The organism is Aeromonas bivalvium, from assembly GCF_046078285.1.
Classification (GTDB): Bacteria; Pseudomonadota; Gammaproteobacteria; order Enterobacterales; family Aeromonadaceae; genus Aeromonas; species Aeromonas bivalvium.
Map to the genome: position 1 here is coordinate 153,836 of NZ_JBGXBV010000003.1, position 24,762 is coordinate 178,597.

The 24,762-nt window shown below is 64.0% G+C and carries 22 protein-coding genes and 1 riboswitch; of the genes, 14 read left to right on the top strand and 8 right to left on the bottom strand.

Annotation, left to right across the window (positions count from 1 at the left end; translation table 11 throughout):
- The first annotated feature begins 132 nt into the window (after positions 1-132).
- Positions 133-1,626 (top strand): diguanylate cyclase, encoded by a 1,494-nt coding sequence (locus ACEUCR_RS10145; RefSeq protein ID WP_408789878.1) that lies wholly within the window; start codon positions 133-135, stop codon positions 1,624-1,626.
- Between the two features lie 77 nt (positions 1,627-1,703).
- Here the strand turns inward: ACEUCR_RS10145 and ppc are convergent, their stop codons facing one another.
- The gene (gene ppc / locus ACEUCR_RS10150) at positions 1,704-4,337 is read right to left on the bottom strand and encodes a phosphoenolpyruvate carboxylase (protein WP_042000982.1); all 2,634 of its coding nucleotides are present in this window, start codon (positions 4,335-4,337) and stop codon (positions 1,704-1,706) included.
- A 323-nt stretch (positions 4,338-4,660) separates the two neighbouring features.
- The gene (argE, locus tag ACEUCR_RS10155) at positions 4,661-5,806 is read right to left on the bottom strand and encodes an acetylornithine deacetylase (RefSeq protein WP_392442264.1); all 1,146 of its coding nucleotides are present in this window, start codon (positions 5,804-5,806) and stop codon (positions 4,661-4,663) included.
- Positions 5,807-6,094: 288 nt separating this feature from the next.
- On the opposite strand from argE, the gene argC reads away from it, so the two are divergent.
- From argC to argH, 5 genes are all read left to right on the top strand, one after another.
- Positions 6,095-7,102 (top strand): N-acetyl-gamma-glutamyl-phosphate reductase, encoded by a 1,008-nt coding sequence (argC, locus tag ACEUCR_RS10160; protein ID WP_408789882.1) that lies wholly within the window; start codon positions 6,095-6,097, stop codon positions 7,100-7,102.
- Positions 7,103-7,117: 15 nt separating this feature from the next.
- Complete coding sequence (argB, locus tag ACEUCR_RS10165) at positions 7,118-7,897, top strand: acetylglutamate kinase (RefSeq protein WP_392442269.1); 780 nt, start codon at positions 7,118-7,120, stop codon at positions 7,895-7,897.
- Between the two features lie 22 nt (positions 7,898-7,919).
- The gene (locus tag ACEUCR_RS10170) at positions 7,920-8,831 is read left to right on the top strand and encodes an ornithine carbamoyltransferase (protein WP_042000969.1); all 912 of its coding nucleotides are present in this window, start codon (positions 7,920-7,922) and stop codon (positions 8,829-8,831) included.
- A gap of 51 nt (positions 8,832-8,882) precedes the next feature.
- On the top strand, positions 8,883-10,118 hold the full coding sequence (locus ACEUCR_RS10175) for an argininosuccinate synthase (protein WP_042000966.1): 1,236 nt from the start codon (positions 8,883-8,885) through the stop codon (positions 10,116-10,118).
- Positions 10,119-10,340: 222 nt separating this feature from the next.
- Positions 10,341-11,726 carry an argininosuccinate lyase gene (gene argH / locus ACEUCR_RS10180; protein WP_408789885.1) on the top strand — a complete coding sequence of 462 codons (1,386 nt, stop codon included), beginning with the start codon at positions 10,341-10,343 and terminating at the stop codon, positions 11,724-11,726.
- A gap of 109 nt (positions 11,727-11,835) precedes the next feature.
- On the opposite strand, the gene ACEUCR_RS10185 is transcribed toward argH, so the two are convergent.
- A complete protein-coding gene (locus ACEUCR_RS10185; protein WP_408789888.1) occupies positions 11,836-12,726 on the bottom strand; it encodes a LysR substrate-binding domain-containing protein in 891 nt (296 codons plus the stop codon).
- A 96-nt stretch (positions 12,727-12,822) separates the two neighbouring features.
- Here ACEUCR_RS10185 and ACEUCR_RS10190 point away from each other — a divergent pair, with 96 nt between their 5' ends.
- From ACEUCR_RS10190 to ACEUCR_RS10205, 4 genes are all read left to right on the top strand, one after another.
- Positions 12,823-13,149 (top strand): carboxymuconolactone decarboxylase family protein, encoded by a 327-nt coding sequence (locus ACEUCR_RS10190; protein WP_111873989.1) that lies wholly within the window; start codon positions 12,823-12,825, stop codon positions 13,147-13,149.
- On the top strand, positions 13,140-13,532 hold the full coding sequence (locus ACEUCR_RS10195) for a tautomerase family protein (RefSeq protein ID WP_408773577.1): 393 nt from the start codon (positions 13,140-13,142) through the stop codon (positions 13,530-13,532). The genes ACEUCR_RS10190 and ACEUCR_RS10195 overlap by 10 nt, the downstream gene beginning before the upstream one ends.
- Positions 13,533-13,537: 5 nt before the next feature.
- Positions 13,538-14,056, top strand: a complete 519-nt coding sequence (locus tag ACEUCR_RS10200; protein ID WP_408789890.1) for a DUF4865 family protein — start codon at positions 13,538-13,540, stop codon at positions 14,054-14,056.
- Between the two features lie 141 nt (positions 14,057-14,197).
- The gene (locus tag ACEUCR_RS10205; RefSeq protein ID WP_408789893.1) at positions 14,198-14,860 is read left to right on the top strand and encodes an FMN-binding negative transcriptional regulator; all 663 of its coding nucleotides are present in this window, start codon (positions 14,198-14,200) and stop codon (positions 14,858-14,860) included.
- 153 nt (positions 14,861-15,013) lie between these two features.
- Here ACEUCR_RS10205 and ACEUCR_RS10210 read toward each other — a convergent pair whose 3' ends face one another.
- The gene (locus ACEUCR_RS10210) at positions 15,014-15,226 is read right to left on the bottom strand and encodes a hypothetical protein (RefSeq protein ID WP_408773571.1); all 213 of its coding nucleotides are present in this window, start codon (positions 15,224-15,226) and stop codon (positions 15,014-15,016) included.
- A gap of 197 nt (positions 15,227-15,423) precedes the next feature.
- Here ACEUCR_RS10210 and ACEUCR_RS10215 point away from each other — a divergent pair, with 197 nt between their 5' ends.
- The 4 genes from ACEUCR_RS10215 to ptsG all read left to right on the top strand — a co-directional run bounded on the left by ACEUCR_RS10215 (position 15,424) and on the right by ptsG (position 20,363).
- Positions 15,424-16,128, top strand: coding sequence for a response regulator (locus ACEUCR_RS10215; protein ID WP_111873994.1), 705 nt, complete (start codon positions 15,424-15,426; stop codon positions 16,126-16,128).
- Positions 16,118-17,560 (top strand): sensor histidine kinase, encoded by a 1,443-nt coding sequence (locus tag ACEUCR_RS10220; RefSeq protein WP_408789895.1) that lies wholly within the window; start codon positions 16,118-16,120, stop codon positions 17,558-17,560. The genes ACEUCR_RS10215 and ACEUCR_RS10220 overlap by 11 nt, the downstream gene beginning before the upstream one ends.
- On the top strand, positions 17,553-18,800 hold the full coding sequence (locus tag ACEUCR_RS10225) for an ABC transporter substrate-binding protein (protein ID WP_408789898.1): 1,248 nt from the start codon (positions 17,553-17,555) through the stop codon (positions 18,798-18,800). Before ACEUCR_RS10220 ends, ACEUCR_RS10225 begins: the two co-directional genes overlap by 8 nt.
- Positions 18,801-18,908: 108 nt before the next feature.
- A complete protein-coding gene (ptsG, locus tag ACEUCR_RS10230; protein ID WP_408789901.1) occupies positions 18,909-20,363 on the top strand; it encodes a glucose-specific PTS transporter subunit IIBC in 1,455 nt (484 codons plus the stop codon).
- A gap of 133 nt (positions 20,364-20,496) precedes the next feature.
- Here the strand turns inward: ptsG and ACEUCR_RS10235 are convergent, their stop codons facing one another.
- From ACEUCR_RS10235 to gbpA, 4 genes are all read right to left on the bottom strand, one after another.
- Entirely contained in the window at positions 20,497-20,835 is a 339-nt protein-coding gene (locus ACEUCR_RS10235; RefSeq protein ID WP_408789903.1) for a DUF1294 domain-containing protein, read from the bottom strand.
- Complete coding sequence (locus ACEUCR_RS10240; RefSeq protein WP_408789905.1) at positions 20,832-21,419, bottom strand: sugar O-acetyltransferase; 588 nt, start codon at positions 21,417-21,419, stop codon at positions 20,832-20,834. The genes ACEUCR_RS10235 and ACEUCR_RS10240 overlap by 4 nt, the downstream gene beginning before the upstream one ends.
- A 65-nt stretch (positions 21,420-21,484) precedes the next feature.
- Positions 21,485-22,735, bottom strand: a complete 1,251-nt coding sequence (locus tag ACEUCR_RS10245; protein WP_392442178.1) for an MgtC/SapB family protein — start codon at positions 22,733-22,735, stop codon at positions 21,485-21,487.
- 228 nt (positions 22,736-22,963) lie between these two features.
- Positions 22,964-24,379 (bottom strand): N-acetylglucosamine-binding protein GbpA, encoded by a 1,416-nt coding sequence (gene gbpA, locus ACEUCR_RS10250; RefSeq protein WP_408789908.1) that lies wholly within the window; start codon positions 24,377-24,379, stop codon positions 22,964-22,966.
- 65 nt (positions 24,380-24,444) lie between these two features.
- Positions 24,445-24,530: riboswitch (cyclic di-GMP riboswitch) on the bottom strand.
- Between the last annotated feature and the right edge of the window lie 232 nt (positions 24,531-24,762).

Consider the following 24,762-nt stretch of genomic DNA (forward strand, 5'->3'; position numbering starts at 1 on the left):
GGATGGCCCCTGCGGGTTGGCGGGGAGGGCATGGGCGCAGGGGGCGATCTCCATCTATGCTCTGGGGTCCTGGCCCCGCATGCCGCTATGCTGATGGTCATGATGGATGGACTATCGAAAGGAATCGTAGTCATGAATACCCCAGCGATCCGTTCCCTCAACGGCGACATGGACCCAGACGCCTTCGGTCGCTATGACATCCTGGCGCGACTGAGTGCGCTCGATCGCGCCTATGGCATCGTCGAGTTCGATCTCCAGGGCCACATGGTGGCAGTCAATCCCAGGTTCTGCGCCCTCCTGGGTTACGCCCCCGAGGATCTGATCGGCCAGTCCCATCGTCTGCTGTTTCCCCCCGAGCAACAGGGGGAACATGACGGCTTCTGGCAGGGGGTGCTCGGCGGCGAGATCCATTCCGGCTCGTTTCGTCGCATCGTCCGTGGCGGTGGGAGCGTCTGGCTCCAGGCTGTCTACACCCCCATCAGGGACGAGGCGGGTACCCTGCTCGGGGTGCTCAAGCTGGCCCACGACATCACGCCAGAGGTGCAGGCCGAGCTGAGGGTGAAGCAGCAGAGCCAGCTGTTTGACATCATAGTCGCCGCCCATCAAGGCTTTCTGCTCGATCGCAACCTCGCGACCGCCTGCGATACCGTGTTCGAGCGGCTGCTGAGCGTGAGCGAGAGCGACTATGGCTTCATCGGCATCACCCGGTTCGAGGAGGGGCGGTTATGCCTCTATGTGCCCTCCATCTCCAATGTCTCCTGGGACGAGAGGACCCATGCCTGGTACGAGCAGCAGCGCCAGGAGAGGGGGGGCCTCATCTTCAGCAAGCTCGACAACCTGTTTGGCCATGTGGTCACCCACAACACCCTGGTGTGCTGCAACGACCTGCCGAGCCATCCGGCCAGCCGCGGCGTGTCGCCCCCCGGCCACCCCCACCTGGAGAGCTTTCTCGGCATTCCAATCCGCCACAAGGGGGCAGCCATCGGCATGATAGCCCTGGCCAACCGCCCCGGTGGCTTCGATGAAACCCTGGTCACCCTGATCGAGCCCCTGACCACGGCCCTGGGCACCCTGATCCATGCCCGCAATCTGGAGGACGAGCGCAACCGCATGGAGCGGGAGCTGCGCTTCAACGCCGAACACGACTTCCTCACCAGGCTGCCCAACCGCAGTTGCTTCTTTAGTCAGGCCAACCGCCTGCTCGAGCGTATTCAGCACCACCCTGCCGAGGGGGAGGCCTGCTGCCTGGTGTTGATTGATATCGATTTCTTCAAGCAGATCAATGATGAACACGGCCATCTCGCCGGGGATACCGTGCTCGAGGAGCTGGCCGGCCTGCTGATGAAGACGGTGCGCAGCCAGGATCTGGTGGCGCGCTTTGGCGGTGAGGAGTTCATCCTGCTGCTGCGCGGCACCAATCTGGAGGAAGCCCACGGCATCATGGAGCGTACCCGCCTGCAGATAGCGAACCACCCCTTCTTGCATCGGCGTCAGGAGATTGCCGTCACCATCAGCGCGGGCATCACCCCCTACCAGATGCGGTATCGCTGCATGGACGACTGGCTGCAATGTGTGGATCAGCGTCTCTACGAGGCCAAGCGCCGGGGGCGCAACCGGATAGCCTAGTCTGGCCAGACAGCAGAAAGAGAAAGGGCGCCACTGTGGCGCCCTTTGTCATTGAGGGGAGCTTGATAACCCGCCTATCAACCCGTGTTGCGCATGCCTGCGGCGATACCGGCGATGGTGACCATCAGTGCCTGATCTATCTCCTCGTGCAGGGACTCAGGGTCGCGGCGCGAGCGGTTGAGCAGCTCGGCCTGCAGCACGTTGAGGGGATCCGTGTAGGGGTTGCGCAGCTTGATGGACTCCTTGATCCAGGGCTGATCGTCCAGCAGGTCCCCTTGCGGGCGCAGGGCCAGTACCACGTCGGCGGCGTCGGCGAGCTCCTGGCGCAGCTGTTTGCCGAGCGGCCAGAGGTTCTCCGGCACCAGACGGGTGTCATAGTACTCTGCCAGCCAGCTGTCGGCCTTGAGGAACACCATCTCCAGCATCTCGAGGCGGGTGCGGAAGAAGGGCCACTGGCGGCTCATCTCTTCCAGCACGGCCTGGTGACCGTTGTCGATGGCCTGTTGCAGCCCCTGGTGGGCGCCGAGCCAGGCCGGCAGCATCAGCCGGTTCTGGGTCCAGGCGAAGATCCAGGGGATGGCGCGCAGGCTCTCGACGCCGCCATTGGGCTTGCGCTTGGCAGGGCGGGAGCCGAGCGGCAGCTTGCCGAGCTCCATCTCCGGGGTGGCGGCGCGAAAATAGGGCACGAAGTCCGGGTGGCCGCGCACTATGCTGCGATAGTGTTCGCAGGAGGCCTCGGCCACCTGCTCGATCACGGTGCGCCAGCTCTCTTTGGGCTTGGGCGGCGGCAGCAGGTTGCCCTCCAGCACGGCGCTGGTGTAGAGGTTCAGGCTGTTGATGGCCACTTTTGGCAGGCCGAACTTGAAGCGGATCATCTCCCCTTGCTCGGTGACCCGCAGGCCGCCGCGCAGGGATCCCGGCGGTTGGGACAGGATCGCCTGATGGGCGGGTGCGCCGCCGCGACCGACGGTGCCACCGCGGCCATGGAACAGGGTGAGGCGCACCTTGTTGGTCTCGGCCAGGGCCACCAGGGACTCCATGGCGGCGTACTGGGCCCAGCCGGCGGCCATCATGCCCGCATCCTTGGCCGAATCCGAGTAGCCGATCATCACGTATTGGCGGCCCTGGATGTAGCCGCGATACCAGTCCACCGACAGCAGGCGATCCATGACGGCGGTGCCCGCCATCAGGTCTTCCTGGGTCTCGAACAGCGGGGCGACCGGCATGCGGAACTTGCAGCCGGCCTCTTTGAGCAACAGCTGCACCGCCAGCACGTCGGACGGGGCGCCGGCCATGGAGATGATGTAGATGCCGAACGCATCCGGATCATGGGCGGCGATCACCTTGCAGGTGTCTATGGTCTCCTGGGTCTCGTCGCTCGGTGTCCAGTCGCTCGGCAGCAGGGGGCGGCGCGAGTTCAGCTCGTTCAGCAGGAAGGCCTGCTTGTCGTCCTCGCTCCACTCGGCGTAGTCCCCCATGCCCAGATAACGGGTCAGCTCGGAGAAGACCTGACCGTGGCGCTCGCCGTCCTGACGGATGTCCAGCTTGACCAGATGGATGCCGAAACAGGCCAGCTTGCGCAGCACGTCCAGCAGCATGCCGTCGGCGATGTTGCCCATGCCGCAGGCGTGCAGGGAGTGGTAGCAGAGTTCCAGGGGCTCGCGCAGCTGGGCCGTGGCCTTGACCAGGTCCCGGCTCTCGCTCACCTGACCCTGCACCTTGGCGGTGAGGTATTCCTGGGTCTCGCGCAGCTGTTCGCGCAGCTCGCGCACCAGGGCGCGATAGGGTTCGGCACTGTCGCCGACGCGATCGCGCACCGCCTGGGTGCAGTCGGACATGGAGAGCTCGGAGGTGAGCTCCTTGATGTCCTTGTAGAACAGGCTCACCGCCATCCAGCGGCCCAGCTCCAGCACCTCTGCGGTCACCTTGGCGGTGACGAAGGGGTTGCCGTCACGGTCGCCCCCCATCCAGGAGGTGAACTTGACCGGGGCGGCGTCCAGGGGCAGGCGCACCCCCAGGTGTTGCTGCAACCGTTCGTCCAGGTTGCGCATGAATTCGGGGATCGCGGGCCAGAGGCTGTTTTCCACCACGGCGAAGCCCCACTTGGCCTCGTCCACCGGGGTGGGACGCTGTACCCGGATCTCGTTGGTGTGCCAGGCCTGATTGACCAGCTGTTCGATACGATTGAGGATCTTGTCCCGCTCACGGGGCAGCAGGTCGGAGAGCTCGAGGGCCTCCAGGCAGTCGTTGAGCTGCACATGCTTGTGGATCAGGGTGCGACGGGTCACCTCGGTCGGGTGGGCGGTCAGCACCAGATCGATATCCAGCTCGCGCACGGCCTGGATGATGGCCTCTTGCGACAGGTTGGACGCCTTGAGCTTGTCGAACATCTGCTCCAGCGGGTCCGGGGTGCAGACCTGCTCTTCACAGCGGCGGGAGATGGTGTGGAACTGTTCGGCCACGTTGGCCAGGTTGAGGAACTGGCTGAAGGCGCGGGCCACCGGCAACAGTTCGTCATCGGAGAGGGTGCGCAGGGTGTCGAGCAGGCGCTCCCTGTCTGCCTCGTTGCCCTTGCGGGAAGACTTGGCCAGTTGACGAATGGTTTCGATCTTGTCGAGGAAAGCCTGTCCCTGATGATCCTTGATGGATTTACCCAGCAGCTGGCCCAGCATGCCTACGTTGGCCCGTAGAGCGGCGTACTTTTCGTTCATTCCACATCCTTATTCTGGTTGGTGTCCCTCTCCTTCCAAGGTGAGAGACAGCCTCACTTATTGTTGTGCGATTACAACATATGCTCCGTCATCTTAGGGGGACAATCTACCCAGAATGTCTGCGCAAGGTCAAATAACAGGCCGATTAAGAACATGTATTTTCGATGATCCTGGCACTTGACCGAGTCCGCTTGCCCCGCCTTCTGTCATGTAACTTTCCTACATATCCGATTGCGCCTCCCTGCGCTCGGTGGCTCTCTCCCGTCAGGCCCTGATGAAGGCGTCGCCAGGTGAGTCGTGTGGATGACCCGTGCCCGGCCGACCTAGCAGCAGAAGCGGCGGATCAGGTGCTGCAGCACCGACTTGGTCGGCTCGACGAACGACAAGTCCAGGTACTCGTCCGGCTGGTGTGCCTGGGCGATGTGGCCCGGGCCCATCACTATGGTCTGGCAGCCCAGCTGCTGGATGAAGGGGGCCTCGGTGCAGTAGTTGACTGATTCGGCGCGCTTGCCGCTCGCCTGTTCGGCTTCACGCACCAGCAAGGAGGCATCGTCGCAGGCATAGGCGGGGATGGGTTCGTGCAGGTGTTGCAGGTGCAGGCAGCCCGGCTGGTGGATTTCGATGGGGGAGAGCGCCTCCTTGAGCAGGCCCATCAGCTCGTCCGGACCCACCTGGGGAGTGGGCCGCATGTCGATGTGCAGTTCGCAGCAGCCACAGATGCGGTTCGGGCTGTCCCCCCCCTGGATGTAACCCAGATTCAGGGTCGGTTGGGGCACCTTGAAGCGGTGATCTGCATATTTATCTTTGAGGCTGCGCTGTAGCGCCAATACCTGCCCCATGGCCTGGTGCATGATCTCCAGGGCGTTGACGCCGTTGGCGGGATCCGAGCTGTGACCGCTCCTGCCCGTGATGCGGATGGCCTCCGACATGTGGCCCTTGTGGGCCACCACGGGCACCAGGCCGGTGGGTTCGCCGATCACCGCATAGTCGGGTTTGAGTTCGGCCGCCGCAGCAATGGCGCGGGCCCCGGCCATGGTGGTCTCCTCGTCGGCGGTAGCCAGGATGCGCAGCGGTTTGGTGAGGGTCTTGAGATCGATATCCTTGAGCGCCTCCACGATGAAGGCGAAGAAACCCTTCATGTCGATGGTACCCAGGCCATACAGGCGGTTGCCCTCCTCGGTCACCTTGAAGGGATCCTTGCGCCAGGCACCCTGATCGAACGGCACCGTATCGGTATGGCCCGCCAGCAGCAGACCCCCTTCTCCCTGGCCATAGGTCGCCACCAGGTTGAACTTGCCGGGCAATTCCGGCAGGGCCGTCACTTCGCACCGAAAGCCGAGTTGGTCGAACCAGTCCGCCAGCAGCCGGATCACCCCCTCGTTGCTCTGATCCCACTTGGGATCCGTGCTGCTGATGGAGGGTATTGCAATAATATTCTTATAAAGTGAAAAAAAATCCTGATTGGCCACTAGCTCCTCCTTGCACCCTCGGAAGGTTTCTGTTAGAAAATACAAATGCAAACTGAGTGAATGAATATTCTGTTCTTGCGCTCACCGATAAGGCTCTAGTTGTAAGGGAAAGTCAATGTTCTGTCACCTGATCTATCACCGACGACGCAACCCCGCCTGAATTGTCTCCGCGTGAGCTAGCCAGCTCGTCGCCCCTTGCCTGGCAAGGCAGAAGAGGCGATTCACTGCCTCTTAATCTTTATGCAGCATCATGCTGTGAACCCAGACCTCAGATTTTGGAATCGATCAATGCTTAACACCGTTATCGTCGGTGCCAGTGGCTACGCGGGAGCAGAGCTGGCCGCCCTGGTGCAGAACCACCCCCAACTCAAGCTGTTCGGCCTCTATGTCTCCGCCGGCAGCCAGGACGCCCACAAGCGCTTCTCCTCCCTCCATCCCCAGTGGGTGGGCGAGCTGGATCAGCCGCTGCTGCCCCTGGACGAAGACGGCATGACCCGGATCCTGACCCAGGCCGATCTGGTGCTGCTGGCCACCGCCCACGAGGTGAGCGCCGAGCTGGCTCCCAAGTTCCTGGCCAAGGGGCTGCCGGTGTTCGATCTCTCCGGCGCCTTTAGGGTGCAGGATCAGCAGTTCTACCAGGATTACTACGGCTTCACCCATGAGAGCGAGCAGTGGCTCGCCCAGGCTGCCTACGGTCTGGCGGAGTGGAATGCCGATGGGATCCACGCCGCCCAGCTGATTGCGGTGCCTGGCTGCTACCCCACCGCCTCCCTGTGCGCCCTCAAGCCGCTGCAGCAGGCGGGTCTCATCAAGGCGGAGTGGCAGCCCATCATCAATGCGGTCTCCGGCGTCTCGGGGGCCGGGCGCAAGGCATCGGTCAACACCAGCTTCTGCGAGGTGAGCCTGAGCCCCTACGGCACCTTCAATCACAGACATCAGCCGGAGATCAGCCACCACCTGGGCAAGGGGGTGCTGTTCCAGCCTCACCTTGGCAACTATGTGCGCGGCATCCTGGCCACCATCTATGTACAGCTGGCGGACGACGTGACCCTGGAGCAGGTGGATCAAGCCTATCTCGCCGCCTACGAAGGCAAGCCCCTGGTGCGGCTCACCGGCCAGATGCCCTCCATCCGTGGCGTGGCCAGCACACCCTATTGCGATCTGGCCTGGCAGCAGCAGGGCAACATGCTGGTGGTGGTGTCCGCCATCGACAACCTGCTCAAGGGGGCGGCCTCCCAGGCCATCCAGTGCGTGAACATCAAGTTTGGTTTTGAACCGGCCACGGGCCTGATTTAAGGAAGGGTAAAGAAAATGGACAAACAGACACTGGTAATCAAGTTGGGTGGTGCCCTCATCGAGAACGACGAGGCCCTGACCGCCCTGTTCGCCACCCTGAAAACCTTCCTCGACGATCAGCACAGACCCCTGGTGCTGGTGCACGGCGGTGGCTGCCTGGTGGATGATCTGCTCAAGGGGCTGGGGATGACCTCCAGCAAGAAGAACGGCCTACGGGTGACCCCGTTCGAGCAGATCCCCTTCATCGCCGGTGCCCTGGCCGGTACCGCCAACAAGCAGATGATGGCCAAGGCCATCGCCTGCGGCATTCCGGCCGTGGGCCTGTGCCTGGCCGATGGCGGCCTGTGCCAGGTGGTGCAGCTGGATCCGCAGCTGGGCGCGGTCGGTGACTGCTCCCCGGGCAACCCGGCCCTGGTGCAGGGCGTGCTCTCCCAGCAGTTCCTGCCTGTCATCAGCTCCATCGGCATCACCGCCGACGGCCAGCTGATGAACGTCAATGCGGATCAGGCGGCCACGGCCATTGCCGAAGCCCTGGGCGCCGACCTGGTGATGCTGTCGGATGTGAGCGGCATCCTGGATGGCAAGGGCAAGCTGGTGCCGCAGCTTGATAAACAGACGGCGCTGGATCTGATGGAGAAAGGGGTCATCACCGATGGCATGGCGGTCAAGGTGAAGGCGGCGCTCCATGCCGCAGAGACCCTGGGCAAGCCGGTCTGTGTCGCCAGCTGGCGCTACCCGGATCAGCTGCTCCAGCTGCTTGGCGGCGCCGCCATCGGCACCCAGGTTACCCTCTAAGGCACGACAAAAGGACGATTCGATGCAACACCTGCTCAAAGACAGCGACCTCAGCAAGGCCCAGATCCTGGCGTTGATAGCCCTGGGCAAACAGGTCAAGGCCGATCCCAAGAAGTATGCCCATGCCCTGGCGGGCAAGGCGGTGGTCACCCTGTTCGAGAAGCCTTCCCTGCGCACCCGGGTCACCTTCGACATCGGCATCGCCAAGCTGGGTGGCCACAGCGTCTACCTGGATCAGCAGAACGGGGCCCTGGGCAAGCGGGAGTCCGTGCAGGATTTCGCCGCCAACCTGTCCCGCTGGTGTGACGCCATCGTCGCCCGGGTGTTCGATCACCAGACGCTCGTGGATCTGCAGCGGTACGCGACCGTGCCCGTGGTCAACAGCCTGTGCAATCTCTACCACCCCTGCCAGGGGCTGGCGGACTTCATGACCATCGCGGAACACTACGACGATCTGTCCAAGGTCAAGCTGGCCTACCTCGGCGATGGCAACAACGTCAGCCACTCCCTGCTGCTGCTGGGGGCGACCCTGGGCACAGACGTCACCCTGATCTGTCCCAAGGGTCACGGTCCGGATACCCAGATCTTCCTCGAGGCTCAGGCCCTGGCGGCCGAGTCGGGGGCCAACATCCATATCAGCGATGACGTCGCCGATATCGAAGGCTTCGACGTGGTTTATACCGACACCTGGGTCTCCATGGGTGACAACACACCAATGGAGCAGGTAAAAGAGATCTTCATGCCTTACCAGATCAACCAGGCCCTGCTCGACCGGACCGGCATCCAGCATGTGCTGCACTGCCAGCCGGCCCACCGGGAACTGGAGATCACCTCGGAAGTGATGGATGGCCCCGCCTCCCTCATTCTGGACGAGGCAGAGAACCGGATGCATATCCAGAACGCCGTGCTGCTGACCCTGCTGGGTCACAAATGAGCGACCGACCCTGTTTTTAATGTTTTCAAGATTGATCATGGAGAGAAGTAAATGAGCGGAATCAACAAGATAGTATTGGCTTACTCGGGCGGACTGGATACCTCGGCCATCATTCCCTGGCTCAAAGAGCACTACAACGCCGAAATCATCGCCTTCGTCGCCGACGTCGGTCAGGGTGAAGACGATCTGGAAGGGGTGGAAGAGAAGGCCCTGGCCTCCGGCGCGGCCAAGTGTGTGGTCTATGACCTGAAGGAAGAGTTCGTCAAGGATTACGTCTATCCGACCCTGAAGACCGGCGCCATCTATGAAGGCACCTACCTGCTGGGTACCTCCATGGCCCGTCCCGTGATCGCCAAGGCCATGGTGGAAGTGGCCAAGGCCGAAGGGGCCGACGCCATCGCCCACGGTTGCACCGGCAAGGGCAACGACCAGGTGCGTTTCGAAGGGGCCGTGGCCTCCCTGGCCCCCCAGCTGAAAGTGATCGCTCCCTGGCGGATCTGGGACATGCGCTCCCGTGAAGAGCTGCTCGCCTATCTGGAAGCGCGCAACATCCCCTGCAAGGCGACCCTGAAGAAGATCTACAGCCGCGATGCCAACGCCTGGCACATCTCCACCGAGGGTGGCGAGCTGGAGAGCACCTGGAACGAGCCGTCGGAAGCGGTCTGGCAGTGGACCGTCTCCCCGGAGCAGGCACCGAACGAGCCTGAATACGTCAAGCTGACCGTCAAGCAGGGCGAAATCGTGGCCGTGGACGACCAGCCCCTGAGCCCCTATCAGGTGTTGGTGACCCTGAACGAGCGTGCTGGCAAGCACGGCGTCGGCCGCATCGACATCACAGAGAACCGTCTGGTGGGCATGAAGTCCCGCGGTTGCTACGAGACCCCGGGTGGCACCGTCATGATGGCGGCCCTGCGCGCCATCGAAGAGCTGGTGCTGGACAAGCCGACCCGCGCCTGGCGCGAGAAGCTGGGGGCCGAGTTCTCCCACCTGGTCTATGACGGCCGCTGGTTCACCCCGCTGTGCAAGGCGGTGCTGGCCTCCGCCAATGCCATCGCCGAGGATCTGGACGGTGAAGTGGTGCTGAAGATGTACAAGGGCCAGGTGAGCGCGACCCAGAAGCGTTCCGGCAACAGCCTCTACTCCGAAGACTTCGCCACCTTCGGCGCCGACGAGGTGTACGACCAGAGCCATGCCGAAGGCTTCATCCGCCTCTACACCCTGGCCAGCCGCATTCGTGCCCTGAAAGAGCAGAATCTGGCGGTAGGCGGTGACCATACCCACGGTTGATCGTCACTGATGAGCCAGACGAGGGGGCCTGGCCCCCTCGTTTATCAAGGCGCCGCGATGGCTAAGGATCAGGGGCCTTAGCCATCGGGGTGGGAGGGTCGGCAGGGCGACCCTCAGGCGTGATGAAGGGGGCGCAGGTGCCCCTTTCATGAGATAACCCTTCATCGAGACAATTCGCGGCAGGTGCAAGGCGCCGCCGACAACGCATTCAAGGAGAGCAGTATGGCACTTTGGGGTGGACGCTTCAGTCAGGGGGCCGATAGCCGGTTCAAGCAGTTCAACGACTCGCTGCGGTTCGATTACCGCCTGGCGGAGCAGGACATTCAAGGCTCCATGGCCTGGGCCCGCGCCCTGGTCACGGTCGGCGTCTTGACCAGCGATGAGCAGGGCAAGCTGCAACAGGCGATGGAGGTGCTGCTCGCCTCGGTGCAGCAGGATCCCCGGCAGATCCTGAGCTCGGATGCCGAAGACATCCACTCCTGGGTCGAGGGCAAGCTCATCGATGCCGTCGGCGATCTCGGCAAGAAGCTGCACACCGGCCGATCGCGCAACGATCAGGTCGCCACCGACCTCAAACTCTGGTGCAAGGCCCAGGGTGAGCTGCTGCTCGGCTCCATCAGCGCCCTGCAACAGGGGCTGGTGGCCTGTGCCCGTGCCAATCAGGCCGCCGTGCTGCCCGGTTACACCCACCTGCAGCGGGCCCAGCCGGTCACCTTCGCCCACTGGGCCCTGGCCTATGTGGAGATGCTGGAGCGGGATCACTCCCGTCTGCAGGATGCCCTCAAGCGCCTCGACACCAGCCCCCTCGGCTGTGGCGCCCTGGCGGGCACGGCGTACGCCATCGACCGGGAGGCGCTGGCGCTGGACATGGGCTTTGGCGGCGCCACCCGCAACAGCCTGGATTCTGTGTCGGACAGGGACCACGTGGTGGAGCTGATGCACGTGGCGTCGCTGTCCATGGCGCACCTGTCGCGCTTTGCCGAAGATCTCATCTTCTACAACACAGGCGAGGCGGGCTTCGTCGAGCTCTCCGATGCGGTCACTTCGGGGTCGTCGCTGATGCCCCAGAAGAAGAACCCGGACGCCCTTGAGCTCATTCGCGGCAAGACAGGCCGGGTGGTCGGCGCCCAGATGGGCATGTTGATGAGCCTCAAGGCGCTGCCGCTGGCCTACAACAAGGACATGCAGGAAGACAAGGAAGGGCTGTTCGATGCCCTCGATACCTGGCATGGCTGCCTCGACATGGCGGCCCTGGTGCTGATCGATCTGAAGGTCAATGGCGAGCGCACCAAGGCGGCGGCCCAGGGCGGTTACGCCAACGCCACCGAACTGGCGGACTACCTGGTGGCCAAGGGCATTCCGTTCCGCGAGGCGCACCACATCGTCGGCGAGACCGTGGTCTATGCGATCCAGGTGAAGAAGCCCCTGGAAGAGCTCTCTTTGCCTGAGTTTCAGCGCTTCAGCCCGGTGGTGGGAGAGGATGTCTATCCGAACCTGGAGCTGGAAGCCACCCTGGCCAAGCGGGTCGCCAAGGGGGGCGTCGCCCGGGAGCAGGTAGAAGCGGCCCTTACCGCCGCCGAAGCCTGGCTGGCCAAGCGGGCGGGTTAAACCAACCGGCTTGTCATGGGACTAAGAAAGCAAAACGGCAACCCGATGGTTGCCGTTTTTTATGTCCCCCATTGTGCGGGCAGGTCTGCGGCTATGGCTGCCAGTCTTCTCAGCCCTTGCTGGCACTGGCCCGATGCACGGCGTCGGCAAGCAGTGTCTGCAACTGGTGCTCGGCCTCGCTGGATGGGTGGTTGGCGCTGAGCAGGGCGACCCCCAATGTGCCCACTGACGGCAGCACGCCGCCGAGGGTCACCAGACTGGCCGGCATGCCGATGGTGGAGCGCACCGTGAGCCCGAGCCCGGCCTGCAAGGCCGCCCAGATCCCCCCTAGACTCTGGCTGGTGAAGGCGATACGCCAGGGGATCCCGGCCTCGTCGAGGGCCCGGGTGGCCCGTGATCGCATCAGGCAGGGGGCATCGAAGAGCACCAGGGGCAGAGGCTCCCCCCGTGCCAGCAGAGGGGCGAGCTCCCAGTCCGGGTGCGCTATCCATTGCAGTAGCACCAGATCGATGAGCCGGGCATCCATCCCCTCATCTTGCGGCTGCCAGGTCAGGGCCATGTCGAGGCTGCCCTCCTTGATCCCCTTTGTCAGCGGCCCATTGCGATCGATGCGGGTCGTCATGCGAAGCCCGGGATGCAGGCGACAGAAGGGCCCCAGCACAGCCGGCAGCAAAGATTCGCCAAAGTCCTCCTGTACCCCCAGTCTGATCTCCCCTTGCAGCAGCTCCCCCTTGAGGGCGCACACGGCCTCGTCATTGAGATCCAGCAGCCGTTTCCCATAGCCCAGCAGCAGCTCGCCCTGGGGGGTCGGGACCAGGTGGCGCCCGCTGCGAGCGACCAGCGCCGTGCCGCATTGCTGCTCGAGTTTTTTCAACTGGGCGCTGACCGCCGAGGTGGAACGACACAGCCGCTGCGCCGCCAGCGCAAAGTTGCCGCACTCCATGCCGACGACATAGCTGCGCAGGGCATCGAGATCCAGGTTCAGGGGAAGGGGTTGCATAATTGTCCTGATAATCGGGATTGATGGTCTTTGATATTTCGATTTTCTAAATTGTAGCAGTGGGAGAGAGTGGCTTCACCATCCAAGGAGATTGCCATGACCCATCCTGTTCTTGATCGTGACGACCTGGCGCTGGTGGCGCCGAGATTGTCCCAACTGGCGGAAGACACGCTGTTTGGCGATATCTGGCAGCGGCCCGCCCTGTCAGCCCGCGAGCGCAGCCTGATCACCCTGGCCATACTGGCGTCGCTGGGGCGGGTGCAACAACTGCCGTGGCACATCACGTTCGCCCAGCAAAACGGCCTGACACGGGATCAGCTGGAAGAGCTGTTCACCCATCTCGCCTTCTACGCCGGCTTGCCCGCCGCTGTCACCGCAGTGAGCCTGCTGCCCGCCCGCGAGGAGGCCAACCCATGCCGCTGACCCGCATCACAGTGCGCGAGGGGATGAGCGACGCGCGCCTGCAGCAGCTCTCCGCGCTCTATCACCAGACCCTGGTGGAGGTGTTCGAGGTGCCGCCGGAGGACAAGTTCCAGATCCTCGAGATCCTGCCGGCCAAGGCGCTTGTCTATCACCCCCACTACCAGACCGGCCGCCGGGACGGCGACTTCATCCTCTTCCAGATCCTGGCGGGGAAGCCGCGCAGCACTGAGGTCAAGGAGCGGCTCTATGGGCGGCTCGCCGAGCGCCTGCATGCCGACTTGGGCATCCATCCCGACAACCTCATGGTGGTGATCCAGCAAAACGGCAGCGAGGAGTGGAGCTTCGGACGGGGTCTGATGTTCCAGCTGGGGGTGTCCTCATGATCGCCATGCACTACAGATTCACCCTGCCGGCGGACTACGACATGGGGCTCATCGAGGCGCGGATTGCCAGCAATGGGGCCAGACTCGACGGCTTTCCCGGCTTGCTGTTCAAGGCCTATCTCTATGGCCGCCATGACGAGGCCGCACAGCCCTGCCGGGAGAACCGCTATGCCCCCTTCTATGTGTGGCAAAGCGCCGAGGCGATGCGCCGATTCCTGGCAAGCGAAGGATTCGCGGCGCTCACCAGGCACTTCGGCTGGCCCCATATCGAGACCTGGCATCTGCTGTCTGCCCCGCAGATGGAGGATCTCGAGCAGGCCAGGGTGGCCATCTTGCGGCGCACTGCCATTGCCCCCCATGCCTGCCTGGCCGAGCTGCACACCGGGGCCATGGTGAGCGGCTGGGATCTTTCCCGCTGGCAGTGGCTGGAGGTGGATCTCTTGCCATCGCTTCCACAGGCGATGCCGGCAGGGGCCGATGCCTATCACATCGGCTACCTCGCCAAAGGGAGCCCTTTGCCCTGAGCGGGTGGCCGCTGTTCTCCGCTGGCGGCCAAGGCTTTATTCGGTGGCGCTCGGCAGGCAAACTCGAGATGATGCTCTCCCGCCATGGGATCATCTCGACGGGTTTAGTACGGACACACCATCACGGATAAAGGAGCCTGCATGTACCTGCCACCCCATTTCGAAGCTGCCGACCCCGCCTCTTTGCATCGGCTGATCCGGGCCCATCCTCTGGGGGCCCTGGTCACCCGTGGCGAGCAGGGGCTGGATGCCAACCACCTGCCGTTCGAGTTCGATGCCGATGAGGGGGAGCATGGGATCTTGCGGGCCCATGTGGCGCGCAACAACCCGCTCTGGCAGGAGGTGAAGGAGGGGCAGGAGGTGCTGGTGATCTTCAGGGCCGCCGAGGGCTATATCTCCCCCAACTGGTATCCGAGCAAGCAGGCGCACCACAAACAGGTGCCTACCTGGAACTATGCCGTGGTGCATGCCCACGGCCGCATCCGGGTGCGGGACGATGCCCGTTTCGTGCGCCGCCTGCTCGCCACCCTGACCCGGACCCAGGAGGCTGAAGAGCCAGCTCCCTGGAAGATGGCGGATGCGCCGAGAGACTATATCGAAGCCATGGTGCAGGCCGTGGTGGGCATCGAAATCGAGATCGATCGGCTGGTCGGCAAGTTCAAGCTGAGCCAGAACAAGGAGAAAGAAGACAGGGAGGGTGCCATCCAGGGGGCCCGTGAGCGGGGCGGGGAGGCGCTGGCCAAGGTCATGCAAGAGAGCATGCCAGCGGCCATGCCGCCTGCCGCAGCGCCTGCGGCAGACTAGCCGCGCCGCCCCGGAGTCCGGGGTTAAAGCGAATAAAAGAAACGGCAACCAAGGTTGCCGTTTCTTTTGTTGCCGCGCCCGCGCCCCTGCCTTGGCTTGTCGTCGGAGGGCTGTGCGGGGTGCCGGTCTCCTGCCATTTGTCTGGCGACATCCCTATAGCTCGTCGAAGGGGCGGCGCTTCTCCTGCTCCAGCACTATGGCCTCCAGGTTGGCGACCCGCTCCTGCAACTCCTTGATGATGAGATCCTGCTTGCCGAGGCGATCCGTGATGCGGGCATCCCCCAGCTGGTAGCGGGCGCGTTTGCCGAGATAGCCAAACAGCACGCTGATGAAGACGATCAGAACGATGGCGGTCCACAGACTCATATTGCCTCCCTGGCATCTGATCCCCGGTCGGGGTGAGTGTTGCCATTTTGTCACCCTGGGAGAGCCTTGCCCAGTGACCGGTCGGGATGAGGGCGATTTGTAAGCGTCTGGTTACAAAAAGGGCGGCAATTGCCTCGACCCTGGCGCGCCTGTGCTGGTAACTTAGGGCCGATCTTCGTAGCCAGATTGATAATGCCATGGACAGTAAAGTCATTCTCATCGTCGATGACAGCCAGGCGCTGACCGATACCCTCACCGAGTATCTGGGCCGCGCCGGCTTCGAGGTACGCACCGCCTGTGATGGCGAGGCCATGTGGCAGCAGGTGCGCCAGGGCATGCCGGATCTGGTGATCCTGGATGTGATGCTGCCAGGGGATGACGGCTTCACCCTCTGCTCCCAGCTGCGCCGCCTCTCCAACGTGCCCATCATGATGCTGACCGCCGTGACCGAGGATGCGGATCGCATCGCCGGACTCGAGATAGGGGCGGATGATTACCTCACCAAGAGTTTCAATCCCCGGGAGCTGCTGGCCCGGATCAAGGCGCTGCTGCGGCGCAGTCGCCTCACCCAGCAGGCGGCGAGTGCCAGGCGCATCAGCTTCGGCCCCTGGACTCTGGACAGCGTGACCCGCCAGCTCTCCCGGGCGGGGGAGGCGCCGCGCCAGCTGTCGGGGGCCGACTACACCCTGCTTGGTCTCTTCATTCGCCACCCCAACGAGTTGCTCAGCCGGGATCTCATCTCCCAGGAGATCTGGGGGCGGGAGAGCGACCCCTTCGAGCGGGGCATAGACGTGCAGGTATCCCGGCTGCGCCAGGCCCTGGATGACAAGGATCGCACCCTGATCATGACGGTGCGCAACAAGGGTTACATGCTGGCGACCGAGACCGTCTATGAGGCCTAGCCGGGGCTGGGGGCCACGCTCCCTGGCCAGCCGTACCAGCCTGTTTCTGCTGTGCGTCATCCTGGCGGCCGAGCTGTGCGCCGGTTTCTTCTGGTATCGCCACAGCAATCAGGCCCAGGAGCAGGGGCTCATCAGCACGGTGCGCAGCATGGCCCTGAGCGCCTCCTCCACCATCGCCTTCTTTCGCAAGCTGCCCCAGGATTACCGTCATCTGGTGCTGGAGCAGCTGCGCAACATGGGGGGCACCCGCTTCTTCGTCTCCCTCAACAACCACCCGCTGCCGGTGACCCCCATCTCGGGATCGCAGCGCCGGGCCCAGATGGTGGGGGAGGTGGAGCGGGTGCTGCAACAGGAGCTGGGTCACGAGGTGACCAGCAGGGTCGATTTCACCAGCCGCGCCGATCTGCGGGTATTCAACACAGAGATCCCCATCGACGATCTGCCCCTGAACTGGGCCCACTACAGCCTGGCCCTGGGGGAGCTCAACCCGCCTATTCTGGTGATCCAGATTGCCGTCGCGCCCGGCGCCTGGTTCTATCTGGCGGCGGCCCTGCCCGCCCCGTACGAGAGCCTGGATCCCCGTTTCTTCACCCCGAGCCAGCTCGGTTTCATGCTGGGGTCGGCATTGATCATCCTGATCGCCACCTGGTGGGTGGTGCGCAAGGAGATAAGGCCCATCCGCAATCTGGCCCGGGCCGCGACCCTGCTCGACAGCAAGCGGGAGGTGCCCGAGGTACAGGAGGAGGGCAGCAGCGAGACCCGGGCCGCCATCCATGCCTTCAACAAGATGCAGCGCCGCATTCGCAGTCACCTGCACGAGCGGGATCTGCTGTTCAGCGCCATGTCCCATGATCTCAAGACCCCGCTGGCCTGCCTCAAGCTGCGCACCGAGATGCTGGCGGACCCAGAGGAGCAGAGCAAGTTTGCCGCCCACCTGGACGAGATGGAGCTGATGATAAAGGGGGCCTTGCAGTACATGAAGGAGACCCACATCCACGAGGAGATAGAGGCGCTGGATCTGATGGAGATGCTGCGCCGCTGCGGCGAGCTTTATAACCATGATGAAGCCAGGATGACGCTGCAAGGGCCGGCCAGCCTGATGCTGGTGGGCAAGCCGCTGGCCATCAAGCGCTGCCTGCAAAACATCATAGACAACGGCATCAAGTACGGAGAGCGCCTGAGGGTACAGGTGACGCACCGGGGGGACAAGGTGAGGATCGCGTTCAGCGACCAGGGGCCGGGTATCAGTCCGGCGCTGATGGAGCGGGTATTTGACCCCTACTTTCGGGTCGCGTCGACCCGGGATCTGCCTGGCAGCGGGCTCGGCCTGACCATAGCTCGCCACATCGCCCGCATCCACGGCGGCGACATTCATCTTCACAATCATCAACCCCAGGGGCTGACCCTGGTGCTGGAGCTCAACCTTGACTGATTCCCTGCGCGCCCTGGCCTGGTTGCTGGCCCTGCCGCTCCATGACGCCCTGGCCGGCGAGGTGGAGATGCTGCACTGGTGGACGTCCCCCGGGGAGCAGGCCGCCTTCGCCGTGGTGACGACCCAGTTGCATGGGGCTGGCGTGGAACTCAAGAATGCCGCCATCCTCGGCGGCGGGGGCAACAGCGCCATGGAGGTGCTGCAGGCCCGGGCCATCGCGGGCAATCCCCCGGCCCTGGCCCAGCTGGAGGGGCAGGCCATCGCCTCCTGGGCCCTGCTTGGCTTCATCCAGCCCCAGGACGAGGTGGCGGGGGAGCAGGAGTGGGACAGGCAACTGCTGGGGGTGGCCCCCAGGGTCAACAAGATAGGGGGTCACTACATGGGGATCCCGGTCAACGTGCATCGTCTCAACTGGATGTGGGTCAACCGCGCCCTGCTGGCCCGCCTCGACATGGCCCCTCCCACCGACTGGCCCGGCTTTCTCGATGCGGTGCGCGCCCTCAAGGCCAAGGGCATCAAGCCCTTGGCGCTCGGCAACGACCCCTGGCAGGTTGCCCTGCTGTTCGAGAGCCTGGCGCTGGGGATGGGAGGCAAGGAGTATTACCAGAAGGCCTTCGTCGAGCTGGACCCGGTGGCGCTCGGCAGCGACACCAGTCGCCAGATCCTGGACCGCTTTCGCGAGCTGAGCGATCTGGTGCTGCCCACCCTGAGCGGCCAGAGCTGGGATGAGGCCAGCGCCGATCTCGCCGAGGGCAGGGCGGCCTTCCAGTTGATGGGGGACTGGGTGCTGGGGGATCTGCTGGCCCGTGGCGTGGCCGTGCCCGAGCAGGTGCAATGCCTGCCAGCCCCTGGCACCCAGGGGCTCTATGTCTACAACATGGACAGCTTCGTGATGTTCAACGCCAACCTGCCCAGAGATCATCTGACCATTGCCCGGGCCCTGGCGAGCCCGGATTTTCAGCTCGCCTTCAACCGGGCCAAGGGCTCTATCCCGGTGCGCCGGGATCTCTCCCTGGCCGACTTCAATCCCTGCGCCCGGCTGTCGCGCCTCGACTATGACAAGGCTGAGGCCGCGGGCAACCTGATGCCGAGCGTGGCGGATTCCATGGCCCTGCATCCCCTCTACCAGAAGGCGGTGGAGAGCGAGCTCTATCGCTTCTTCAATCAGCCCGAACTCGACCGGGAGGGGGTGATCCGCCGCCTCGGCGCAGTGGCGCGCAGCGCCTCCAGCAAGGGATGAGGCATCCCTTTTGTAAGTGTTTGATTACAATCCCATAGCCTATTGATACTCAGGGCTGGCGCCGACCCTATACCCTGATCTGGACAACCATCAAAGAGGAATTGAGACATGTCCGGATCATTTTTTTCCCAGGCGCAGCGGGTCGGGCGCAGCCTGATGCTCCCGGTGGCGACCCTGCCTGCCGCCGGCCTGATGCTGGGGATAGGCAACTTCGGTGCCCAGGGGCACCTCTTCCTGCCCCCCTCCTTCTGGAGCGTGCTCATGGTGTCGGGGGACTGGATCTTCGGCAACATGCCGCTGCTGTTTCTGATCGGCATCGCCATCGGCCTTGCCCGCAACAACGACGGCACCGCCGCCCTGGCCGCCGTGGTGGGCTTCATCACCATGAATGCCGCCCTCGGCAAGACGGTGGTGTTGCGGGGCCTCGAGACCAACACAGAGGTGCTGAGCATTCCCACCCTCAACATGGGGATCCTCGGCAGCATCCTGATGGGATCCCTGGCGGCCTACTTCTTCAATCGCTTCCACACCCTCAAGTTGCCAGAATACCTGGGCTTCTTCGCCGGCAAGCGTTTCGTGCCCATCATCACCGGCTTTAGCGGCATCTTGCTCGGGGTGATGCTCGGCTTCATCTGGCCCGTGGTGGGCAGCGCCATCTTCGAGTTCACCGCCTACCTGGGCACCTTGAACAAGTCCGTCACCTTCGGCCTCTATGGCCTGGTGGAACGGGCCCTGATCCCGACCGGCCTGCACCATATCTGGAACGCCTTCTTCTTCAACGAGCTGGGTAGCTGGACCAATCCCCAGACCGGGGAGGTGGTGACCGGGGAGCTGGTGCGCTTCTTCAAGGGAGACCCCAGTGCCGGTGGGCTGGCCGGGGGATACATGTATTCCATGTGGGCTCTGCCTGCCGCGGCTTTGGCCATCTATCGCTGCGCCAGCCCGGAAAAACGCAAGCTGGTGGGGGGCCTGATGCTGTCGGCGGCCTTTACCTCCTGGCTGACCGGGATCACCGAGCCGGTGGAGTTCGCCTTCCTGTTCGTGGCGCCCATGCTCTATGTGATCCACACCCTGCTGACCGGGGTGGCCTTCGCCCTGACCAACTATCTGGGGATAGTGCACAGCACCGACTTCGCCCACGGCGCCTTGCAGTTCTTCCTCTACCTGAACCTGCCCCAGACCCACAATACCTGGTGGTTCCTGATCATAGGGCCGCTCTGGGCGCTGCTCTATTTCAGCCTGTTCAGTTTCCTCATCCGCAAATTCGACCTCAAGACCCCGGGGCGGGAGCGCCAGCCGCTGCAGGCGGTGGACATCAAGGAGAAAGACGAGTTGGCGCTGGATCTGGTCGAGGCCATGGGCGGGGCGGCAAACATAGTGCATCTGGATGCCTGCATCACCCGGCTAAGGGTCAGCCTGCACGACATCAAGCTGGCGGATATCCCGCGCATCAAGGCCCTCGGCGCCATCGATGTGCTGGTGGTGGGCAACAACCTGCAGGCCATCTTCGGCACCCGATCCGACAACATCAAGACAGAGATGTCGGCTGCGCTGGCGGTGTGAAGGCGGTAGCCGCGCCGAGCCTGTCTGGGCCGAGATGGCCGGGCGCTCGGCGGGTATTGAGACATAGGCAATGACGAGAGGGCCCCCTTCCATGGTGGGGCCCTCTTTGTACTTGTCGTGCGGGGAAAGGGGCTCAGGCCAGCCAGAGCGGTCGGCTCACCCAGATCCCGAGCAGCAGCAACTGGCCCCAGACGATGGCCCAGAACCGCAGGCGATAGCTCCCCTTCTGGGTCTTGTGGCGCAGCCAGTGGCGGGCTACCAGGGCGCCGGGCCAGCCGCCGATCAGCTCCAGCAGGTGCAGGCGGGCTTCCGGGATGCGCCAGCCGCCACGGATGGCCTGGCGCTTGTCCCAGGCATAGGCGGCCAGGGTCAGCAGGCTCATCAGCAGGATCAGGGCCAGCGGCCACCAGAGGCCGCTCTGGACGCCAAGCCAGGCGGCCCACCCCAGCGGCAGCAGGGCCAGGGCCATCATGACAGCAGCGCCTGATCCCTGGGCTCATCCGGGCTGAGGGTGCGGATGACCCGGGCCGGATTGCCCACGGCGACCGAGTCCGCCGGTATGTCCCGGGTCACCACGGCGCCGGCCCCTATGATGGATCGCGGCCCTATGGTGACGCCGGGACAGATGATGGCACCGCCGCCAATCCAGCAGTCATCGCCGATGCGTACCGGCTTGTTGTAGGCGGTCCAGTTGCGGCGAGCCAGATAGTCCATATCGTGGGTGGCGGTGTAGATCTGCACGTTGGGAGCCAGCAGCACATGACTGCCGATGTGCACCTCGCCCACGTCCAGTATGGTGACGTTGAAGTTGAAGAAGGTCTGCTCGCCGATGTGGATGTTGCGGCCAAACTCGCAGGTGAAGGGGGTGCTTATCCAACAGCTCTGCGGGCACTGGCCGAACAGCTCGGCGCAGATCTGCTGGCGCAGGGCCTGATCCCCTGCCGCCGAGGCATTGAGCCGGGCCAGCAGGGCCTGGCCGCGAATGCGATCGCCGGCTATCTCCTCGCTCTGGCTGTCGAGGGGCCCCCCGGCCAATACCTTGTCCCAGTCGCTCATGGGGTCGATTTCTCCGCTGGTCTGTGAGGCGGCCAGTATACCCCTGGCCGCGCCCGGGATCTTCCTCAGGCGAAGGGCAGGGCCAGCAGTGCGGACACCAGATAGGCCGTCAGCACCCGGGTGCCCAGGCGGCGCCCCCCTATCACCAGGGCCAGCATCCCCTTGACCAGGGAGTTGACCAGACCGGCCAGCAAAATGCCCCGGGTGGCCACCTCCAGGGTCAGCTCCTTGCTGGTGAGCTGGGCCAGGGACAGGGTGATGGCGTCCACGTCGGTGATCCCCGATACCAGGGCCAGCAGATAGACCCCTGAACTGCCCACCTCGCTCTGCAGCAGGGTGGCCAGAAAGCCGATGAGGGCAAGCAGCAGGCCGAACTTGATGGCGGTGGCGAGATCCAGCGGATTGCGGGTTTCGGGCTGGACAGGCTCATCCGGGGTCGCCTCCCGCTGGCGCCAGAACCAGAAGGCAAAGCCGTAGACGACCAGCCCCAGGATCAACAGGGGCGGGGCCAGGCGCAGGGCCAGATCCCGCTGGATGAGCAGCACCAGCACCAGCAGTCGCAGCCACATGGTGGCCCCCGCCAGCAGGATGCCGGTGGCCAGCAGCCGCTCCAGCCCGGGTTGCTGACGATTGAGGCGGGCAAATTGCAGGGTGAGGGCGGTGGAGGAAGCCAGACCCGCCAGCATGCTGGTGAGCACCAGGCCAGAGCGGGTGCCGAGCAGGCGCACCGCGAAGTGGCCCGAAAAGGAGATGGCGGCGATCACCACCACCATCAGCCAGATCTTGAAGGGGTTGAAGGCATCGAGGGGGCCCATCTCCTGGTTCGGCAGCACGGGCAGCAGCACCAGGGAGATGAGCAAGAAGCGCAGGGTGGCGTGAAATTCCGTCTCGCTCAGAAACAGCATCCCCTGCTGGATCTTGCCCTTGAGCCCCATCAAGAGCGCCGCCAGCACGGCGCAGGCCACCGCCTCGCTCGGGCTCAGCAGCACGGACATCAGCCCCAGCAGATAGGTGAGCACCATGGCCACCGAGCTGGTGAGGCCGAATTCTCCCTGCCAGCGCTGGGCCAGCCAGATGGAGAGGGCGCAGCCCATCAGTACCGCCAGCAGGCCGAGCAGGGGCAGCCAGGTGCCCAGGGTGGGCAGCAGCAGGGCGCAGACGCCGCCGAGCAGGCCGACGAGGCCATAGGTGCGCATCCCGGCGACGCGCTGGTTGTCCCCCAGCTGGCGTACCTGCCAGCCCCGCTCCAGCCCTATGATGAGGCCGATGGCCAGGGAGACCAGGGCCCCGTTGATGGGGTCTGCCTCGATCCACATGCCGAACTCCTTGCTCATGCGCCTCTGCCTGGATCCCATGATGGCACAGCCTGCACGAGGCCGCGGGGGCCTGGCTCACAGAGTATCGAAGGGGCCCGACACTTCCTGGCGGCGCGTCAATAAACAGGGGAGCCGAGGCTCCCCTGTTCGTTTTGTTGCTGGCATGGCGACGGTCGGCCAGGATCTGGCATGCGGCCACCCGGGTTCATGCCGTGCTGGCGTGACGGCTCACTGCTGGACCCAGGCATCCTGCCAATGAGACCCGATCCCGGGCTCGTACTGGGTGGCCGTGGCCGCCCACTGGCTGCACCAGCCGCTGTAGGGGAAGGGCTTGCACTGATAGACCTTGCCATTTTTCGGTTGCAGCACCCGGGTGCCATCTGTGTAGCCGTCGACCCCCTCAGGGAAGCTGAACTGATAGTCGCCGCTGGTCGGCGCCTTGAACATCAGATCCAGGGTCTGCTGCACCACTTCCCCTCCTGCCTTGGGCCTGCCCTCGATCACCAGCTGGTGGTGGCCCGCACTCAGGCCCGTGGCCTCCAGGGTGAAACCCTGGCTGCCGTCCTTGATGTCGGCACTGCTCTGCCCCCTGGCGACGCCGCCATGGTCATACAGGGTAGTGGTGACGGCGAGATCCCCCTCGGCCGTGACGGTGAAGCTCAGGGTAACCTTGCCGTTGTCGAGCGGGTAGTCGCTCCCCAGGCCGCTGACGCTGATGCTGTTGCCTACCGGCGGTTGCTGCTGTTCGAGCTGGATCTCGACCCGTTGCAGCTTGCTGCCGGCCTTGAGGTAGATGGGGTTCTGACCGTAGACGGGGTTGAACTGGCCGTCGGCCCCTTGCCCTGCGCGGATCTGGCTCTGCTCGGCATTGATCTTGGTTGCCAGGGCGTGGGCCCAGTTGTTCTTCAGGCCCTGCTCGGCGTCGGTTATGGTCAGCACGGTTTGCAGATCGGCCCGCTCGCCGCCGGCATCGAACACCCGGGTCCTGGCCTTGTCACCGGCCGCGAGATCGATGGAGGGGTAGATGGTGCCGGCCTGGCTCCAGCTCAGCGGCGGCTGGGTGCCATCATCGAAACGGGCGTCGATCAGGTTGTAGAAGCTGTTGGTGGTATCGCCCACCTCCCAGACCCCGAGGATGAGCTGATAGCCGGTGCGCGCCGGCAGGGTGCACTCATGGGTGACCTGCTTGGGGGGCTGCACCATGTTGCCGTCGATGACGCAGAAGGGGTTGAGATCGAATGCGTCTCTGGTCAGGGGCTGGTTCGGGTTCCAGTCCTGCCTGGTGAGGTAATAGCGCCAGTTGCGGGTCACGTGGTTGGCGGTGAAGGTCCAGCTGATATTGAAGGGGCCGGCCTGCACATTGCGCTTGGTCCAGCGATCGCTGGTCTGGGCGTTGAGCTCGCCAAATTGCGGATGCCCGGCCGAGGCGATCTGGCCGTCGGCTGGGCCGCCATCGGGGAAGCCGGACGGCGCCTCCAGGCTCTGGGGTTCCCACTGGATGGCGCCGCAGCCGATGTTGCCGCCGGTCTTGCACAGGGCGTTGCGTCCCTCCGGCTGGCTGATGTAACCGTGGGCGAGCACGCCGCCACTGGCCAGCAGCGCCAGCGCCGCAGCCACATGATTGAGTCGAATTTTTGCTGCCATACATTCCTCTGTTCGGTGATGTGGGCAGTCACCTTGGCTGGGGAAATCCCCGGTACACACCTGGGTGTGGTAACCCCGCTATCCTGGACGGCATGTCTTTAGACCGGAGGCTTTGCGTCCTGGCCTTTCAACCAGTTTGCCAAATGACTACTGAAAGGGTCATGGTGCCGCATTGGGCGGCAGTGCCATCATGACTATTTTTTGTTAAATAATTAAGTGTCAAAGTTGACAGCTTGACCCGCTCGATCTGGCGTCGTCGCTTAACGGCTTGTTTTGCCATTTGTCTGTGGAGGAAGGCCTGAACACTCAGCCTGATGATGGCGACAAAGGGGGGCCCTGGCGCAGTGGTGGCCGCCTCCTCTGCCAGCATGGCGGGCAGAAGA